Below are 17,998 nucleotides of genomic sequence, written 5' to 3'. Positions count from 1 at the left end.
CTTAAAAACATTCAACTACATGGCTAAGACTATCTTTATCACAGGCGCATCGTCAGGAATTGGGCGGGCTACGGCTATTCTGTTTGCCAACCACGGCTGGAACGTTGCCGCCACCATGCGTAACCCGCAACAGGAAACCGAACTGGTGCAGCATCCGTCCATTAAAGTCTATGCGCTGGATGTTACCCGGCCCGAGAGCGTTAGCCAGGCGGTGGAGCAGGCACTCGCCGACTGGCAGCAGATCGACGTATTGTTGAATAATGCGGGCTATGGTCTGGCTGGCCCATTGGAAACGGCTTCTGAAGAGAAGATCATGGACCAGTTCAACACCAATGTATTCGGGGTGATGCGGACGATCAAGGCGCTGCTGCCCAATTTCCGGGAAGCGGGCGGTGGTACCATTATCAACGTGACCTCAATTGGCGGACTGGTTGGCCTGCCGTTCAACTCCATCTACCACGCCACCAAGTTCGGTTTGGATGGTCTGTCCGAATCGCTGAATTATGAACTGCGTCCGTTTGGCATTCGGGTCAAGATTGTGGCACCGGGCGGAGTCATTACTGATTTTGCCACCCGTTCGCTGAAACGGACCGTAGATGGGCCCAGTGTGTACGACGCCAGTCTGGAGAAGGTATTCGCGGCATTTGGTAAGAACTCGTCCAATTACTCAACCGCTGAACAGATCGCCGAGGTGATCTACCAGGCCGCTACCGACAATACCGACCAGATTCGCTACGTAGCCGGGCAGGATGCACAGGCCACGTACGGGGCCTGGAAGAGCATGAGCAATGAAGATTTCTTTGCGATGATCAACCAGCGGTTTGGCCTGAGCGAGTAAACCGTCAGCCGTTTATGAAAATCCGGGGAGGAGAGTCAAGCAGCAGCTGACTTTGCTTCCCGGATTTGGTTGTTTAGGGGGAGTCTTACACATGCCACCGTATAATTAGCCAATCCTCTGAACGAATAGACTTTATCGCCATCGACAATTTTCTGCATCGGGTAATTGATCCTGCTCAGCAAACCTTCATTCGGGATTACCTTATAGAAACGGCTGAGTATCCATCGGAAAATGTATATGGCCTTGACAGTTGGTAAGATGTTAGTTGGCTTGGTGTAGGCGTCACCTATTCGGGCAAGACAAGCGCCATCAACACGGCCGGTTCCACCCGGTGCGTACCGTCAAAAGCCGTGATCTGAAGCGTGGGAGCATCGGCTTTGAGCCGGTTGATGTATCCATTTACATCGGCTAGTTCCCGAATGTATTCGTCCTGCCGCCCGTATACGTAGTGCATGTCGGTATGGCTGAATTTTGCCGAATCGATCATATCGGCTAAACCCTGCGGGAAGTAGCCTGCCCACAGAATGAGCCGGTCGGCGTGAGCGTGCCCGTTGTTCAGCCATCGGCAGGCAGTAGCGGCACCCTGCGAAAAACCAAAAAAAGTAATGTGTAAACCAGCTTTGCCAGATTCATGACCATTCAGGATGAGGTCGTAGAGGTCGTTCAGGTAGCTTACATAATCGCTGATTTCGTGGTCGCGGTCTTCGCGGCTCATCCACGAAGCGCCAATTCGCTGGTAGCTGGTATCCAGATACATACGGGATAGGCCTTCCGGCACTACAATCAATGTTTGCCCGTCGTCCAGGTCGCTGAATTTCCGACCGAAATACTGTGCCAACTGCCCGAAGCCGTGCAAACAGAACCAGATGCGTTTAGTCTGCTCCGTGAGCTTTCCTACTGTATAATACCGGGCGGTTCGCCGGACGGGCAGGTGGTGTTCCTGAAGCATAATGGCTTATCGGTGAAATCGTGATTTCTGGCGGTCGTTTTTCCGCTGCTCGTAATGCTGCTTATCGGCAATGTAGCAAAGTCGCTCGATCTGGGCGTGAACAACGCCTTCGGCGTCTACCCAGTCCAGCGTAAATGTCTGCTCGGTTTGCCCGTTTTCCGCTACCGCCCGCCTGATCGTGTCGAGTTGTTCGTCGGTGATGTTAAAGCGGGCGTAGAGTGTCTGGCGGCCGGGTTTCCGAAACCGGATGCTACCCGTTTTGTCCCAGACCACATACGACTTTCCTAAAATGCGTAACAGCATGAGCATGTAAAAGGGATCGGCGGCAGCGAACATACTGCCGCCGAAGATAGTGCCTACGTAGTTGTACGTCCACAGGTTTCGGCGTAGCCGCAGATGAACCTCCCGCGAATCGCCCGACCAGAACAGAATTTTGCCGCCCGTGCCGAAATACATCGGGTACCAGTTCATAAACTGACGAAAGCGCCAGGTTTTAAACGACTCGGTCCGGTTAGTTTGCAGAGAAGCAGGTTTCATGGAAGGTACTGACTATACGGTTTGTTGCCAGATTAGTAGCCTGTTATGGGAAAAATCTGCCCTTTTTTGGTTGCCTGAGCTATTTGCCCGGCATGGTAGGAATTGTGGTGCATGAGAAAGGTAAGCAGTTGCATCTTCGACACCTCGCCAAAGGGCGATGGCACAATGTCGGCCCATTGCTCATCGCTCATTTGTTGAATCTGGTCGGCAATCATCGCGAAGCTATCGTCATAAAATTGCTGAACCACGGCCAGGTCAAGCACTCGTCCGTCGTCCGAAACACCGCCCACGGCTTGCAGCGGAATTGTTACCTCCCGACCAAAGAGCATGTAGGCAAATCGGTGCATGACCTCGGCGGTATGCAGGGCCATGAACCCGGCCGAAGCCGTTTCGGGAGTTAGTCGGTGGCGGTAGTTGTCGGGTGTTAGTTTACGAACCGGGCCGGAAGCTGATGCCTGATTGAATTGCCAAAGCTGGGTAAGGAGTTGTGTTGTCATGGGTGTAGTAATTGTAAATAGTGTAGTGGGTGAAGTACGTAAAGGGCCGCCGATGCGGTAGTACAGTTATTGATTTGGTAAAAATTTTAGTAGTACGTGGTTAGAAAACACGCTCAGGCCGTCGATGGCATCGGTTCCCAACTCGTTATAGACCTGTTCGTTGAGTACTCTCCAGATTTTATGGCATCGCTTGGCAAGTAGCCTGCCATCTTCGGTCAGGAAAAGGCCGTTTCGCAGGTTATCCGTGAGCCAGCCTTTCTTTTGCAGAAGCTGAACATCGCGGCTCATGGCCGATTTCTCGATCTGTAGTCGTTTTGATAATTCCGCCTGCCGAATACCCGGTTGAGCGAACATGTGCATCAGCAGCCCCGCCTGGGCAAACGTGACCCCTTCGGCCGCGAAAGCCTCGTTGTAATGTCCCGTAACCACCCGCGCCAGCATCCGCAACCGCCCTGCAATGCAGTAATTATCAGTGGATTTAGCCGGTTCAGGAGCTTGTTGTGGGTTCATGGGGTAAATATAGAAGATGAAGTTGCATATACAACTTAAGGTGTTAAAAATTAAGTCCGCATACATCCTGCGGACTTAATTTTTAGGGATATGCATTAAACGTCCTGCGACGACACCGACTGAATGGGTGATGTTTCGCTGAGCGCCACATCTTTGGGTGGGTTCTGGCTCCAGTAGGTGGCCAGCAGTGAACCGGTCGTGTTCATGATGGGGCCGAAGAGGGCAGGAGCGAGGCCCACCGTGGCCACTTTGCCCATCTGAACGGCAATGCCAGAGGCTAACCCGCCATTCTGTAAGCCTACTTCAATGGCTACGGTGCGGGCACTCTGTTCGTCCAGACCGAACAGCCGGGCACTCCAGTAGCCCAACGTAAAGCCCGTCAGGTTGTGAATCAGCACGCACAGCGCCAGTGTCCAGCCCACCGTCAGCAGGCTATCGCGTCCGGCGGCTGTGATGATGGCCACGATCAGAACGATACCACCCATGGAAATAAGCGGCATAACGCGGTTGAGCATCACGGCCGACTTATGGAAAATCCGGTTCAGCGCCAGCCCAACCAGCACGGGTAAAATGACGATCTCCATAATCTCAACCATCATTTTCCAGAAGGATATTTCAATGAACTGACCCGCCAGCAGCGTCATCAGCGCGGGCATCAGGAAGGGGGCCAGCAGCGTCGACAGGGTCGTTACCGTGATGGACAGCGGCACATTGGCTTTAGCGATGAAGCACATGACGTTGGAGGCAAGTCCACTCGGCGAACAACCGATCAGTACCACACCGGCCGCTATTTCGGGCGGAAATTTGAACACGTTGGCCAGCGTATAACCCAGCAGGGGCATGATCATAAAATGGCAGGTGACGCCAATGAAAACAGCTTTGGGTTGCTTGATGACGCCTTCAAAATCCTTGATCGACATGGTGGTGCCCATGCCCAGCATGATGATTTGCAGGAGGGGAACAATCAGTTTTTTCAGAGGGAAGTCGCCGATGCTGGTGAAGGGTCCCGGAAAAATAAGTGCTGTAGTTACCGCCACAATGATCAGGGCCGTATAAATCAAATTGCTGTATGACGAGCGGTCATTGGTTTCAGCTTTCATTTTCTAAAAAAGGCGTAAGACGGAGGATGATGCAAAGAACAGGTGTAGAGGTAAAAAGCAACCGCCCGGCTAAACTTACCCATGCCTGTTGCTTGTACACGAAACCTACCTGATACCACTTTCCCTAAGTGGACAGCTATACTCTCTGATCCTGAGACGCTATTCTTGTAAGTAACTTAATTGTATGTTAGGCAAATAAAATTTGCTTTAACATGGCGTTTGCAAAATTTTAACTAAATGATAACTTTGTCCTTTATCTCTTTTTTAACATGATCTTAATACTTACTCAACTATGGAAAAACTGATACGAATGTGTTTAGTGATGTTCCTTTTGTTTTGCTCGTCGCTTGTGATAGCGCAGCAGATCGAAATAAGCGGTATCGTTACCACCGATGGAGATGGCACCGCACTGCCGGGCGTAAACGTGTCCGTAAAGGGCACAACGGTTGGTACGCTGACCAACGAAAACGGACAGTATACTATCCGGGCCACTCCCGGAAGTTCAGTTCTGGTATTCAGCTACATTGGGTACGAAAGCCAGGAGGTAGCCGTAGGGAGCCGCACCAGCATCAGTCTGGCATTGAAGACGGACAATAAAATGCTTAACGAGGTGGTGGTGACGGCCTTGGGTATCAGCCGCGATAAAAAAGCCTTGGGATATGCTACACAGAGTGTTAATGCCGAGCAAATCGTTCAGAACCGACAGACCAATCTGGTCAACGCCCTACAGGGCAAAGTGGCCGGGGTAACGATTTCCAGCACTGGCGGGGCACCAGGGCAGGGGGCACGGATTCTGATCCGGGGTATCAACTCCATCGACGCCAGCCGCGACAACCAGCCGCTGTTCGTTGTCGACGGTGTGCTATTCGACAACAGCACATCGACCGGAACCACCAATTCAGGGGCCGAGTTTCGGGGGGCGTCGAACCGGGCTGCTGATATTAACCCCGACGATGTGGAAACCATTAACATCCTGAAGGGCGGGGCGGCTACGGCTTTGTATGGGTTACGGGGTGCCAATGGTGTGGTCGTTATCACCACCAAGTCCGGTAGAGCAGGTGCGTTACGGGCTAATTACAGCGGTACATATGGGTTCGAGAATGTGAACAAATACCCCGAGGTGCAGGATAAATACACCATCGGCTATTCGGGCGTGTATAACCCGCAGGACTTTTTTCCTTCCTGGGGGCCAACTGTAGCGGAGGCCATCAAGATCGACCCGACGCACCCGCAGAAGCTGTACAATCACTTTCGGGATGCGTTTTATACCGGCAAACAGTTCCAGAACAACCTGTCTTTTTCGGGTGGGAGCGACAAGATTACTTATCTGTCGTCCATCGGGCATGTGACGCAGGATGGCGTTATTCCGTTCACCAACTACAACAAACTGTCGGTTCGCCTGAACACCAACGTGAAGTTCAGCGACAAGTTCAGCACCAGCGCCAACCTGAATTTCATTAACTCGGGTGGCGACCGCTACAACGCCGATCGCTACAACGAAAGCCTCAGCTACTGGTCGCCCCGTTACGACGTTCGGGATTACCTCAATGCCGACGGTTCGTACAAGACATACGGAAATGGTAACCCTATCTACGGTGCCATGACCAACAAACTGCGGGATAATGTGAATCGTCTGGTAGGCGGGTTAAACTTCACCTACACCCCCCTGTCGTGGCTGACGCTGAACTACCGCGCTGGGCTGGATACCTATTCCGAAGATCGTAAACGGACAGCCCCCGGTCCATCGGGCATTGCCAACGAACGAATTTATGAAGACAATGGCCTCGGCTTTGTGTACCAGTATAACACGAACTTTCGCGCCATTACCTCCACGTTTGCGGCCAGCGCCAACACCAAGTTTGGTTCCGATATAAACGCGACCCTACGCGTGGGGCACGATTTATACGACCGCCGGATTCGTGGTTTCGGGGCCGAGGGGACGGAGTTGACCGTCTACAACTACTTCGACCTCAGAAATGCCAAAACGATAGTTCCTACACAAAGTGCCGAAGACTACCGCCTGATGGGTATTTTCGGGGAGCTGACCATGGATTATAAGGACTACCTGTTCCTGACGCTGACGGGCCGGAATGACATTACCTCCTCGCTCATGGCCCCCAATAATTCGTTCTTTTACCCCTCGGTAAGCCTTGGCTATCTGTTCTCGCAGCAGTTTCAACTTCCTCAATTCATCAGTCTGGGCAAGCTGCGGGCATCGTACGCCAAGATCGGTAAAGATGCCGCTCCGTACTCGACCGTTACGGGCTATTCGTCCTACACCCAACTGCCCTCCGGCACAACGGGATTCACGCGGGGGGCACTGCTTGGCGACCCAAGCCTGCGCCCGGAATTCACCGATACTTTTGAAGGTGGTCTTGAAATGAACTTTCTCAACAACCGCTTCGGGCTGGACTTTACGTATTACAACTCCATCAGTAAAGACCAGATCATTCGCGTCGACGTGACCTCGTCCACGGGCTACGTAAATGCTGCCATCAACTCCGGCTCCATGCGTAACCGGGGTATTGAACTGATTCTGCGCGCTACGCCCATCCGGACGGGCAAATTCAACTGGGATGTAAATCTCAATTTCTCGGCCAACCGCAATAAAATCCTGAGCATTCGAGAGGGGCTTACCGAAATCAACTATGCCTCACAGTTCGGCTATTCCAGCTCGACGGTCACGATGAAATTGGTGCCGGGCTATGCTTATGGAAACCTCTACGGACGGAGCTACAAACGGTATTACGCCAACCCGACAGAGGAAACCGTCGAACTCGACCGGAGCCGTCCTGTTGTGATTGGAGCCAATGGGTTTCCGGTTATCAACACGGCGCAGAAACTGCTGGGCAACTCGCAGCCCAAATGGATTGGCGGGATCACCAACACTCTCCGGTACGGTGATTTCTCCCTGACTGCTTTGTTTGATGCCCGCGTTGGACAGTATCGTTACAACCAGTTGAGCAACTTCTTCTCGGCCTTCGGCATTGCCAAATACACCGAAGACCGCAACGATACGAAGGTCTTTGAGGGTGTGCTGGCCGATGGCACGCCCAACACCAAAGCTGTTTGGCTGGGTCAGGGTAAGGGACCGGATGGCGTCGATTATGGCAATGGTTTTTACCGGAACATTCACCGGGGCGTATCGGAAAACTTTATCGAAGATGCCTCCTGGGTTCGGCTTCGCTCGGTTGGGTTTTCGTACAGTCTGCCCACCACGCTGCTGAAGAAATCGTTCGTGAAAAATGCCCGCCTGGGGGTAACGGGCAACAACCTGTGGCTGTGGACTAAATACACGGGCTATGATCCTGAAACCAGCTCGACCAACAGCGGCAGTAACGTAGATGGCTTCACTGGCTTCACTTATCCCGCCGTGCGAAGCTTCCTGTTTACTCTCAACGTTGGTTTTTAAGTATCACTTTCTTTTCAAGCTACTATGAAATTCTCTCCGAACTATATGCGTTCGCTGCTGGCTCTGCTTCTTATCTGGAGCCTCGGCGGGTGCAAGGATTATTTTGAATTGAATCAGAATCCGACGCTGATCGACAATCCGCCACTGAGTGCGTTTCTCTCGACAACCACCCAGAAAACGGCCCTTAACTCGCAGCGGGTCGGTAACATTACGTCGTATTTTGTGCAGTATCTGGCGAGTCCGGGCGCTGGTGGATCGACGGATACGTACCAGATTACAGACTATACCGGAACCTGGGACCCCGTTTATTTTGGTATGGCTGATCTGTACGACATGAAGCGGAAAGCGCAGGAACAGGGTGCGTCGGAATACGTTGGGGCGGCCGATGTTATGCTGTCGTATCACCTCACGCTGATCGCCGACACGTTTGGCAGCGCGCCTTTTTCCGATGCCTTCACCGGAACGACCCTGACGCCGAAATACGACACCGCCGAAACGCTGTATACCACGGCGCTGAATCTGCTGAACGAAGCCATTACGGAACTGGCCAAAACCGATTCGAAGGTAAAACTTAGTGCTGCCAACGACCTGATCCACAAAGGAAGCACGGCTGCCTGGACAAAAACGGCCTACGCCCTCAAGGCGAGGATGCTGAACAAAGTCTCTAAAACAAGTGCTTACAAGCCTGCCGATGTGCTCGACGCGACAGCGAAATCGTACACGGCCAACGCCGATGATGCCCAGATGTCGTCGTTCCTGCTGCGGAATCCCTGGGCGCAGGTGGCCCGAAATAATGCCGCTTTGGTACTCGACGGCTGGCTGTCGACGCAGCTGGTGAATCAGCTGAACGGCACGACATACGGGGTTTTCGACCCGCGAATTGAGAAGATCACGGATAAAACCGTTAACAACGATTATAAAGGAACCATAAACGGCCAGGGTAATGTAGGCGGCAACAACACGACAAAAGACGAGTCGTACATCTCGCTCAATTCGCCCCTCACCGGCGATGCGTCGCCGGTGTTGATTGTAACCTTCGCGGAAATGAAGTTCGTGGAAGCTGAAGCAGCTTTGGCAGTTGGTGACAAGGCCCGCGCCTATGCCGCTTATCTGGCCGGTATCCGGGCCAATATGGACAAGTTCGGCGTAGCCACTGCGGCCCGGGATGCGTACGTCGCAAATCCAGTGGTCAGCGTGGGTGCCGACGCCCTCACCCGCGACCTCATCTTCAAGGAAAAATACGTGGCCATGTACCTGAATCCCGAAGCCTGGAATGATGCCCGTCGGTACGATTACCAATACAAAGGCTTCAAACTGCCGGTCAATGCTGCTCTGCCAACGTACATCCGCCGGGTAGCCTACCCGAACGGCGAAACAACAAAGAATGGGATCAATGTACCCACAGAAGTAGCGCTCTCGGAACCGCTCTGGTGGGATAAACGATAGTCGTATTCTCTAATATCGAGCGACCGGGACGGTCGCTCGATATTACACTGGCTCGGTACTACAGAGATGCAAGCACCCCTTCTTTGAGTGAATAGGTCGATGTGCGGATTTGCGAAATACCGTAGGTTTTGAGGACAAAGTCGATCAGGCAGACGGCCACCACGATCATGTCGACGCGCAGCTCGATCATGCCGGGAATCTTCATGCGCTCGGCGTGATTACGGGTAATCAGTAACTCGTAAGCCCGGTAAAATTCGCCAACGGGCAGTGTGAACGCGGCCTGCTGCGGGTCGGGCAGGTGCCCCTGTTCGTGCATGCACCACATATCGACCAGTGTGTCGAAGGACCCCGATGAGCCAACCAGCACCGTTGGCTCGTACTGGTGAATGGCATTGGCCAGTGGTACTAACTGTTCCTGAAAATAATCGTGAAGCCGCCGGATGCTGCCCGGGTTGATAGGGTCGGTAGACATAAACCGTTCGCGGAGCCGCTGTCCGCCAATCTCGAAGCTCTGTTTCCAGAAGATACGCGATTGATTGCCCAGGATAAATTCGACGCTGCCCCCGCCAATGTCCATCACCAGCGAGGTGGCTTCGTCCAGCGCCCCGGCGGCCCGAACGCCTTTATAAATGTATTCGGCCTCCTGCTCACCGGAGATCACCTGAATCGGGATGCCCGTTGCGTCCCGAACCCGATCGATGAAGTTCTGCTGATTTCTAGCCACCCGAATGGCGCTGGTACCCGTGGCTATGATCTGGTCGAACGCTACAGCATGGTAATCGAGCACCTGCCGGAAATACGTGAGTACGCCCAGGGCCCGTTCGATACCTTCCTCGGTGATGATGCCCTGATTGATACCGGCCTGCCCAATCTTGGCGGGCCGACTTTCGCGAAACAGCGTTGTATAGCCGGTATCGGTTTTTTCGGCAATGAGAAGATGAAATGTATTGGTACCTAAGTCGATAATGGCTTGCTTCATAGATGCAAAACTATTACCTTTGCCGTCCGGTTTTAGCTAAAACAGAAAAATTAGAACATGCTTATCATTAACGTAAAAGACAACGAGTCGATTGACAAGGCCCTGAAACGCTTCAAGAAGAAATTCGAGAAGACGGGCGTGTTGCGGCAGTTGCGGTCGCGGACGGCTTTCCAGAAACCGTCGGTAAAGCGTCGCACAGAAATCATCAAAGCCGCTTACAAAGAGCGGATGTACGGCAACCATACCGAGCAATAGAATTGTTCGGTCATCAGCTACGCTGGTGGTGTGAAGTTGGTCGTGGATGAATCGTTGATTGCGCAGTCAACGATGCCGAATCACCAGATAAAACACGAATAAGAGCAGCAGACAGAGATGTTTGCTGCTTTTTTTTGACCAGGATTCTTAACCTAGATTTTTTTGATCTGCCTGATTTATCTTATTCGTGCTGTCGATTTAGGTGTAGAGCTTGTGTTTGCAGGATTCAGTCGATTGTCGTGGCTTGCTTTGGCAGCAACGTCGGGAGCATCAGGCAAAGTAAATAAAGCCAGGTTCTAACGTAAGATGATTAAATTTGGTAAGCCAAAATCATTGGAATCAAATGAATCAAATAAATCCTGGTCAAGATTTCCTCGCTCACATACGCTACGAAAAACGGCTGAGCCATCATACCCTGACGGCCTACGCCAATGACCTGGAGCAATTCTGCACCTTTCTGCTTACCGAGTGCAACGTCGACCAACCCGAACGGGCCGACTTCCGGCATGTGCGCTCCTGGATTGTGAGTTTGGTGGAGAGCGGCATGGATAAATCGTCCGTAAACCGGAAAATAGCAACGCTCCGGAATTTCTTTGGGTTTCTACTGCGTCGCAAAGTGATTGACTTCGACCCCATGTCGAAGATTCAGGCCTTGAAAGCCAGCAAGCGACTGCCGCAATATGTCGAAGAAAAGCCGATGGAAATGCTGCTCGACGACATCGAGTTCCCAGACACTTTTGAGGGGATCCGGGATAAACTGGTGCTGGAACTCCTCTACGGAACCGGCATTCGTCTGAGCGAACTGACTGGCCTGAAAACCACCGATGTTAATCTTTACGAGAAAACCATTATCGTACTCGGCAAGCGGAACAAACACCGTATTGTACCCTTAAACCAGCCGCTGTTCGAGCTGATTCAGCAATACAGTCTCCTCAAAGAAAAAGAGTTCTCGGGCCAGGCCGATGCTGTTCACTTAATCGTCAGCGACAAGGGTGTGGCTGCGTATCCGGTACTCATCCAGCGCATCGTAAAACGCCATTTAACACTGGTCACTACCCTTGGCACCAAGAGCCCGCACGTGCTACGGCATACCTTTGCTACCCATCTGCTCAACCGGGGGGCCGATCTGAACGCCATTAAAGATCTGCTCGGACACAGCAGCCTGGCGGCTACTCAGATTTATACCCACACCAGCCTCGACCAGCTAAAGAAAACATACGATCAGGCCCATCCAAAGGCGAAAAAATAGGAAGTTGTTTGAGTGAATCGCTTTGTGGCCAAAGCGATTCACTCAAACAACTTCCTGGGTCCAGGGCTGTGCCGCTTCATATTCCTAATCAAAGATTATACGTTCTGTATGTTTGGGTAATTTGTTGTTGACAAAAAGATATAATCATTTACAGTTCTCTGTAAGAAGTTTATGAACTTAGGTATATACATTTAATAATCTGCTTTGATATGAGTAATTTTGCGTGGTGTTGTTTAGGTAATTACTGAGGTGTGAGCTAAATAAACGTTTGTTAGCACTAACCACCGGTATTACTGGAAACGTCTATGCCGACCTGTAGCGCTAGCGCCCAAACTGTATACTATGAAAGTAACACCTGATCTGACCAACTGTGAAAAGGAGCCTATCCAATGGCCTGGCTTTATTCAGTCATATGGTTTTTTGATAGCCATTGATCCAGTTGCGTTCACCATTTGGCAGGTTAGCGAAAACATAGAAGGACTGGCTGGGCAACCTGTAAACAGTCTTATTGGTCAGCCTTTAGTGAACCTTCAGCTAGGCGATCTGTCGGGCAGTCTGCTTCACGACATGCTCGTAATCGCTATGCGCAGCGGGACACCGGAGGCCTTTAATCCGTACCCCCTCAAACTTCACGGACGCGATTGGCTGGCTATCGTTCACCGCCACGACGGAGCCCTGATTGTAGAACTGGAGCCGACGAGCCAGCTTTATGGCGGCTTGTCGAAACCCCTGCACACGCTGCTTGCGCAGGCTATGAGCGATATCCAGCGGAGTAAGACCCTCGCTCAACTGCTGGAAAAGACGGCTCAGCAGATAAAACAGATTACGGGTTTTGACCGGGTAATGATCTATCGATTCGGCGAGGACTGGCACGGTGAGGTAGTTGCTGAAGCGCGCGAGGAACATCTTGTGCCGTTTCTGGGGCTGCACTATCCGGCTTCCGACATTCCCCGGCAGGCGCGGGAGCTTTATAAAATTAACCTGGTTCGGGGTGTTGCCGATGTTAACGAGCCCCGGGTACCCATCTTGCCGGTCAATGTTGCGCAGTATGACCGTCCGCTCGACCTGACACATGCGAACTTACGCGCCGTTTCACCAGTACACATCGAGTATCTGTCGAATATGGGCGTTGGAGCGAGTATGAGCATTTCCTTACTCTACCGTTCTGAGTTATGGGGCCTTATTGCCTGTCACCATTACAGTGGTCCCCGGTTCATCGACTACCCCGCCCGGCAGTCAATTAAACTCGTGAGCCAACTACTATCGACGGTACTGGAAATCCGTAAAGACGATGAAGACGCTGAGGTTTCGGGACGGCTGCACGACAATGAACAGGCTCTCCATCAACAGATGACGGCCGATTGGGATGTTGTACAGGGGCTAACCAAACATCCCATTACCGCCCTGGATCTGAATGAAGCCACCGGCGCGGCTCTGCTATTCGAAGAAGAACTGCATCTGCTGGGCGATACCCCGGCACCGGACGACATACTAACCCTGATCGACTGGCTCAAGAATACAACCTCCGAAAGTGTATTCCAGACCAACCAACTGCCTAATCTATATGCACCGGCAGAAGGGTTTCGTGACAAAGCCGCCGGGGTTTTAATGGTCGTTCTGTCGCGGCAGATGAATGAGTACCTGCTTTGGTTTAAGCCCGAGCAGATACAGCAGGTTTCCTGGGGGGGGAATCCCGATAAGCCGGTCGAGCGAACGAACACCGGTGATGTGCGACTTAGTCCGCGTAAAAGCTTTGATAAATGGACCCAGACCGTCCGGAATAAATCCCTGCCCTGGCAACAGGTGGAGGTAGCGCTGGCCCTGAAACTCCGCGAAGATCTTTTGCAGATCGTAGCGGGTAAAGCCAACCAGATTCGTTCGCTGAACGAACAGTTGCGGCTGGCCAATGAAGAACTGGAAGCCTTCAGCTACACGGTTTCGCATGATTTGCGGTCACCCCTGTCGTCGATCAAGCGATACACTGAGATTTACCAGGAAGATTACGGCCATCAGATGGATGAGACCGCCAGAGGCATCTTCGACAGGATTACGAAAGCCAGTGACCGGATGAGTATGCTCATTCGCAACATTCTGCAGTATTCGCAGGTAGGCAGCTCGGGATTGACCCGGCGATTGTTGCCGATAAGCGAGATGCTCCAACAACTGCGCGAAGAGCTGCTGATGGGCGAAACCGCTCGTACCATTACCCTCCAGATCGGCGAAACACCCGATCTGGAGGGCGACCAGACCATGGTGAATCAGGTGTTCAGTAACCTCCTTTCCAACGCCATCAAATACACCCGCCCGGTGCCCGAGGCCCGTATATCGGTGAGAGGTATGCAAAGCAACCAGGAAGTCATTTACGCCGTAACGGATAATGGGATTGGCATTGACATGAAACAGGCGGGCAAAGTATTTGAACTTTTTCAGCGACTCGACTCGGCGGCAAGCTACGAAGGCTATGGCGTAGGACTGGCCATCGTTAAACGTATCCTGAGCCGTCACCAGGGCAAGGTCTGGTTTGAGAGTGTTCCTTACCAGACAACAACCTTTTATGTATCTTTTCCCAGACGCATTTCCTGACTTTTATGCTTGATATTCTTTACATTGAAGACAACCCCGACGAAGCTGATATCTTCAGGCGACTTATCAGCCGCATGGAGCACCCGCCTGGTTTTTTAATCTTAAGCAGTGGTAGTGAAGCGATTGATTACTTACTTCAGCAGGGAAATTATCAGGGGCAAAGTACGCCTTTGCCTCATTTAGTACTGATAGACCTTAAATTGCCGGGGCATAATGGCTTTGAGGTTATTCAGCAGGTTCGGGCTACCAGCCGCACCTGTTACCTGCCGTTAGTCGTGTACAGCACCTCCGATAACCCTAAAGATATGCGTCGGGCATACGACCTGGGAGCCAATGCTTATTTAATAAAGCCCGAGAGCTATCATCAGGTGAGCGAAATGATGCGCCGGGCAATCGACTTCTGGTTAACCCAGAGTCAGTATATACCTTAACCGGCCTGATAGATGGATATATCTATCGATAGTCTATCCAACATTTATAACAGCTAGTCTGAAAAGTTATGTCGGTCACAAACCACTCTTCCCCGGCTTTGGTGCAAAGCGTTTTGCAGGCATCACAGAATGGTGTTCTGGTCTACAAAGGCGTTCGTGATGATGCCGGAAGGCTGACAGGCTTGCAGTTGATGTTGTCGAACGCAGTTGCCGAATCTAACCTGAACCGCCCGTATGCAGACGCAATTGGTACCACCTGCATCCGCAGTGGGCAGAAACGAATCTGGAGCATCAATACCGGCAGGTGATCGAGACAGGGCAACCGTCTCGTTTTGAATTTAAGTTTGAACAGCCAGGGGAGTCATTACCTGTCTGGTACGATATATCGGCCGTGCGGCTGGAAGAGAACAGTGTTGTGGTGTCCTACCATGACATTACGCAAAGCAAAGCCGATGCAGAAGCCAGCCGATTGAGCAGCGTGCTGCAACAGGCCTTCAATGCATCTGTAAACGGTATTACGGTCTTCGAGGCTATACACGACGAACAGGGTGAAGTTGTCGATTTCCAGTTTGCCGTGATCAACGATGCGGGTGTACGCCTGGGAGGGTACAAACGCGAAGAACTCCTGGGGCATACTTTGTGGGAGATCTACCCGGCTACGAAAATCAATGGTCTTTTTAACGATTACGTAAAAGTCTACAAAACCGGGCTACCCGTTGAGAAAGAGAATTACTATCCCGAATACGATCTCTGGCGGGACGTAAAAATCGTTCGCGTACCCAAGGGGGTTATGGTTACGTATGTTGACAGTACTGATATAAGAAAACCTAAAGAGGCAATCCGGCAACAGGCTCAGTTGTTGAAGCGGGTGCTGGAAGGTGTGCCGGTGGGAATTGCCGTACTGGATGTTATCCGCTCCGAAGAAGATCCGGATAACCGCCCGCCCGATTTTCGGATTAGCCTGATTAATTCCCTGCTGGAGGAAATTCTGGGACAGTCGGCGATAAAGGTAGTTGGGAAAAAACTGACAGATGTTTTCCTGGACGCCAATGCGTCGGGTTTGCTTAGCCGCTGTATAACGGGCGTTGAAGGAGGCATCGTTCAGGAGTTTGAGCTACCGTTTACGCTGGGCAGACATGCTGGCTGGTACCGGGTGTCGATGGCCCCTCAGGACGAACAGCTGATTCTGGCGATGACCGAAGTTACTGGCATGAAACGGGCACAACTGGGGCATCACCGCCAGGCTGAGTTACTCAACTCGGTGCTCAACGGTTCGCAGAATTCAATTATTGTCCTGGAGGCTATACGTGATCCAACCGGTCGAATTGTTGACTTTCGGTACGTATTGCAGAATGACACCCATCGGAAGAGAATTGGTCGTGCCGACAATCAACTGCTTGGCCGCACGATGCTGGAACTGTTCCCCCAATTCCGGCATCTGCTCGATCACTATGCTGAAGTCGTTATCACCGGCCAGCCGTTTCGCACAGAAACTGAGTTTAATTACGGGAAAAGGACTGACTGGTGCGATATATCGGCCGTGAAACGCGAAGATGGTGTTATCCTGACCATTCAGGATAAAAGCCTCCAGAAACGGGCCGAACAGCAGCTTCAGGATCAGGCGCAACTGCTGAAGTCAATCAGCGATAATACCCCGGCGGGTTTGGTTCTCTGGGAAGCCGTTCGCGACAATACGCCCGAACGTAAGGTGATCGATTTTCGATACCGCATGACAAACCTCATGAACACCTACGTAACAGGCTACCCGGCCGAAGCCCTGATCGGACAGGATTTGCTAACGCTATTTCCCCGTTTTCGAGGTACAGAACTGGAGATGGCCCTTCGCGAAACCATTGAAACGGGCCGCACACAGCGTATGGTTTTTACCTATTACCGGGAGACTGCCGGCGGATGGTTCGACGCGCAGTTTATACGCATAGGCGATGGTCGTTCGACGGATAAGGTGCTGATGACGTACATGGATGTAACGGAAGCCCATCAGGCGCAGCTCGTTCAACGACAGCAGGCCGACCTGATGAAACTCGTTATCGACGCTCAACCAACGGGCATTGTTCTGTATGAACCCATACGGGAAGAGACAACGGATGGGAAGCCGGGAAAGATCATCGATTTTACGCTTGTACTGGTTAATGAAAAGCAAAGACAACTTACCGGCCGTTCGAATGCGGAACTGATCGGTCATCGGGTGAAGTCGCTCTTTTCCAGCGAATCGGCTAATGAACTGTTTGCCGAATTGGTAGAAGTGGCCGAGACCGGGCAGCGTAAAGAATGGCTGTTACCTTATTTTAGCGATGTTATCCAGGGCTGGTTTCAGTCATCCCTGATTCGTCACGGTAATCAGGTACTGTTTACTTTCCTGGATGTTACCGACCTTAAACAGCAGCAGCAGGCGCTGGAACTAACGAACTATGAACTGCGCCGGAGTAATGAGAACCTCCAGAAATTTGCTTATGTTGCCAGCCACGACCTGCAGGAACCGTTGCGGAAAATTCGGTCTTTTGGCGATGTACTGACCAGCAGTTATGGACATGTGCTTGATTTGACTGGGCTGGATATGATTAACCGAATGCAGGGATCGGCCCAGCGGATGTCTGAACTAATTCGGCATTTGCTGACGTATTCACGGCTGTCAACCCAACTGGTTGAGACCGGCCCTGTGCCACTGACCGATTTAGTGACCCAAATCCTCGATGACCTGACCATACCTATACAGGAATCGAACGCGGCCATCGAACTGGACGAGTTGCCGGTAGTTCATGGCGATAAAGGGCAACTGCGTCAGCTGTTCCAGAACCTGCTATCAAATGCCATTAAGTACCGGTTGCCCGGTAGCTCGCCAAAGGTGCAGATTACTGGTCAGCCGGTGAAAAGAAGGGATTTACCCGCCACGCTCAGGCTGACAAGGATCGTTGGCGAAAAGAACGGGAATGGCCCGCAGTATTACCGGATCGATATAAACGACAATGGTATTGGGTTCGACGAAAAGTACCTGGACCGCATTTTTGAGGTCTTTCAGCGATTGCATGGTAGGGGGGTGTATGAAGGTACCGGAATCGGCCTGGCAATCTGTCAGAAGGTAGTCGAAAATCATCAGGGCACCCTGACAGCTACCAGCCGCCCCGGAGAAGGGGCTACCTTCACGGTTTACCTGCCTGTGCTCCAAAATCACTCATCTCGCTGAAGATTAACCA

15 protein-coding genes are annotated in these 17,998 nt (G+C 51.9%); 9 read left to right on the top strand and 6 right to left on the bottom strand.

Translation table 11 applies throughout. The annotated features are described in order from the left end of the window. The first annotated feature begins 19 nt into the window (after window positions 1-19). Window positions 20-838 (top strand): SDR family oxidoreductase, encoded by an 819-nt coding sequence (locus NT073_RS29835; protein ID WP_297381487.1) that lies wholly within the window; start codon window positions 20-22, stop codon window positions 836-838. A gap of 286 nt (window positions 839-1,124) precedes the next feature. On the opposite strand, the gene NT073_RS29830 is transcribed toward NT073_RS29835, so the two are convergent. The 5 genes from NT073_RS29830 to NT073_RS29810 all read right to left on the bottom strand — a co-directional run bounded on the left by NT073_RS29830 (window position 1,125) and on the right by NT073_RS29810 (window position 4,431). Beyond that, window positions 1,125-1,787: a phospholipase gene (locus tag NT073_RS29830; RefSeq protein ID WP_297381485.1), complete on the bottom strand. Its 663-nt coding sequence runs from the start codon at window positions 1,785-1,787 to the stop codon at window positions 1,125-1,127. Window positions 1,788-1,793: 6 nt separating this feature from the next. Beyond that, window positions 1,794-2,324 (bottom strand): DUF4442 domain-containing protein, encoded by a 531-nt coding sequence (locus NT073_RS29825; protein WP_297381484.1) that lies wholly within the window; start codon window positions 2,322-2,324, stop codon window positions 1,794-1,796. A gap of 32 nt (window positions 2,325-2,356) precedes the next feature. Then, a complete protein-coding gene (locus NT073_RS29820; RefSeq protein WP_297381481.1) occupies window positions 2,357-2,821 on the bottom strand; it encodes a DinB family protein in 465 nt (154 codons plus the stop codon). 66 nt (window positions 2,822-2,887) lie between these two features. Further along, on the bottom strand, window positions 2,888-3,331 hold the full coding sequence (locus NT073_RS29815) for a MarR family transcriptional regulator (RefSeq protein ID WP_297381479.1): 444 nt from the start codon (window positions 3,329-3,331) through the stop codon (window positions 2,888-2,890). A 95-nt stretch (window positions 3,332-3,426) separates the two neighbouring features. Then, window positions 3,427-4,431 carry a bile acid:sodium symporter family protein gene (locus tag NT073_RS29810; protein WP_297381477.1) on the bottom strand — a complete coding sequence of 335 codons (1,005 nt, stop codon included), beginning with the start codon at window positions 4,429-4,431 and terminating at the stop codon, window positions 3,427-3,429. Between the two features lie 292 nt (window positions 4,432-4,723). Here NT073_RS29810 and NT073_RS29805 point away from each other — a divergent pair, with 292 nt between their 5' ends. Beyond that, window positions 4,724-7,843, top strand: a complete 3,120-nt coding sequence (locus NT073_RS29805) for a SusC/RagA family TonB-linked outer membrane protein (RefSeq protein ID WP_297381475.1) — start codon at window positions 4,724-4,726, stop codon at window positions 7,841-7,843. Window positions 7,844-7,867: 24 nt separating this feature from the next. Continuing rightward, a complete protein-coding gene (locus NT073_RS29800) occupies window positions 7,868-9,289 on the top strand; it encodes a SusD/RagB family nutrient-binding outer membrane lipoprotein (protein WP_297381473.1) in 1,422 nt (473 codons plus the stop codon). Window positions 9,290-9,347: 58 nt separating this feature from the next. On the opposite strand, the gene NT073_RS29795 is transcribed toward NT073_RS29800, so the two are convergent. Beyond that, window positions 9,348-10,268, bottom strand: a complete 921-nt coding sequence (locus NT073_RS29795; RefSeq protein WP_297381470.1) for a phosphatase — start codon at window positions 10,266-10,268, stop codon at window positions 9,348-9,350. A gap of 57 nt (window positions 10,269-10,325) precedes the next feature. Between NT073_RS29795 and rpsU the strand changes: the two genes are divergently transcribed. The 6 genes from rpsU to NT073_RS29765 all read left to right on the top strand — a co-directional run bounded on the left by rpsU (window position 10,326) and on the right by NT073_RS29765 (window position 17,988). Continuing rightward, on the top strand, window positions 10,326-10,523 hold the full coding sequence (rpsU, locus tag NT073_RS29790) for a 30S ribosomal protein S21 (protein ID WP_012924721.1): 198 nt from the start codon (window positions 10,326-10,328) through the stop codon (window positions 10,521-10,523). Between the two features lie 352 nt (window positions 10,524-10,875). Then, window positions 10,876-11,772 carry a tyrosine-type recombinase/integrase gene (locus tag NT073_RS29785; RefSeq protein ID WP_297382150.1) on the top strand — a complete coding sequence of 299 codons (897 nt, stop codon included), beginning with the start codon at window positions 10,876-10,878 and terminating at the stop codon, window positions 11,770-11,772. A 342-nt stretch (window positions 11,773-12,114) separates the two neighbouring features. Next, on the top strand, window positions 12,115-14,355 hold the full coding sequence (locus NT073_RS29780) for an ATP-binding protein (RefSeq protein WP_297381468.1): 2,241 nt from the start codon (window positions 12,115-12,117) through the stop codon (window positions 14,353-14,355). Window positions 14,356-14,360: 5 nt separating this feature from the next. Then, window positions 14,361-14,786 carry a response regulator gene (locus NT073_RS29775; RefSeq protein WP_297381466.1) on the top strand — a complete coding sequence of 142 codons (426 nt, stop codon included), beginning with the start codon at window positions 14,361-14,363 and terminating at the stop codon, window positions 14,784-14,786. 68 nt (window positions 14,787-14,854) lie between these two features. Further along, the gene (locus NT073_RS29770) at window positions 14,855-15,094 is read left to right on the top strand and encodes a hypothetical protein (RefSeq protein WP_297381463.1); all 240 of its coding nucleotides are present in this window, start codon (window positions 14,855-14,857) and stop codon (window positions 15,092-15,094) included. Then, entirely contained in the window at window positions 15,091-17,988 is a 2,898-nt protein-coding gene (locus NT073_RS29765) for a PAS domain-containing protein (protein WP_297381461.1), read from the top strand. The genes NT073_RS29770 and NT073_RS29765 overlap by 4 nt, the downstream gene beginning before the upstream one ends. The last annotated feature ends 10 nt before the right edge of the window (window positions 17,989-17,998 follow it).

The organism is Spirosoma sp., assembly GCF_026391055.1.
GTDB lineage: Bacteria > Bacteroidota > Bacteroidia > Cytophagales > Spirosomataceae > Spirosoma.
Note: the sequence above shows the minus strand (reverse complement) of the source record. Positions and strands in the feature narration are given on the sequence as shown.

Bases quoted from the DNA above. Each gene is read 5' to 3' on its own strand.
- NT073_RS29835 (WP_297381487.1), top strand. From the start codon at position 20: ATGGCTAAGACTATCTTTATCACAGGCGCATCGTCAGGAATTGGGCGG.
- NT073_RS29830 (WP_297381485.1), bottom strand. From the start codon at position 1,787: ATGCTTCAGGAACACCACCTGCCCGTCCGGCGAACCGCCCGGTATTAT.
- NT073_RS29825 (WP_297381484.1), bottom strand. From the start codon at position 2,324: ATGAAACCTGCTTCTCTGCAAACTAACCGGACCGAGTCGTTTAAAACC.
- NT073_RS29820 (WP_297381481.1), bottom strand. From the start codon at position 2,821: ATGACAACACAACTCCTTACCCAGCTTTGGCAATTCAATCAGGCATCA.
- NT073_RS29815 (WP_297381479.1), bottom strand. From the start codon at position 3,331: ATGAACCCACAACAAGCTCCTGAACCGGCTAAATCCACTGATAATTAC.
- NT073_RS29810 (WP_297381477.1), bottom strand. From the start codon at position 4,431: ATGAAAGCTGAAACCAATGACCGCTCGTCATACAGCAATTTGATTTAT.
- NT073_RS29805 (WP_297381475.1), top strand. From the start codon at position 4,724: ATGGAAAAACTGATACGAATGTGTTTAGTGATGTTCCTTTTGTTTTGC.
- NT073_RS29800 (WP_297381473.1), top strand. From the start codon at position 7,868: ATGAAATTCTCTCCGAACTATATGCGTTCGCTGCTGGCTCTGCTTCTT.
- NT073_RS29795 (WP_297381470.1), bottom strand. From the start codon at position 10,268: ATGAAGCAAGCCATTATCGACTTAGGTACCAATACATTTCATCTTCTC.
- rpsU (WP_012924721.1), top strand. From the start codon at position 10,326: ATGCTTATCATTAACGTAAAAGACAACGAGTCGATTGACAAGGCCCTG.
- NT073_RS29780 (WP_297381468.1), top strand. From the start codon at position 12,115: ATGAAAGTAACACCTGATCTGACCAACTGTGAAAAGGAGCCTATCCAA.
- NT073_RS29775 (WP_297381466.1), top strand. From the start codon at position 14,361: ATGCTTGATATTCTTTACATTGAAGACAACCCCGACGAAGCTGATATC.
- NT073_RS29770 (WP_297381463.1), top strand. From the start codon at position 14,855: ATGTCGGTCACAAACCACTCTTCCCCGGCTTTGGTGCAAAGCGTTTTG.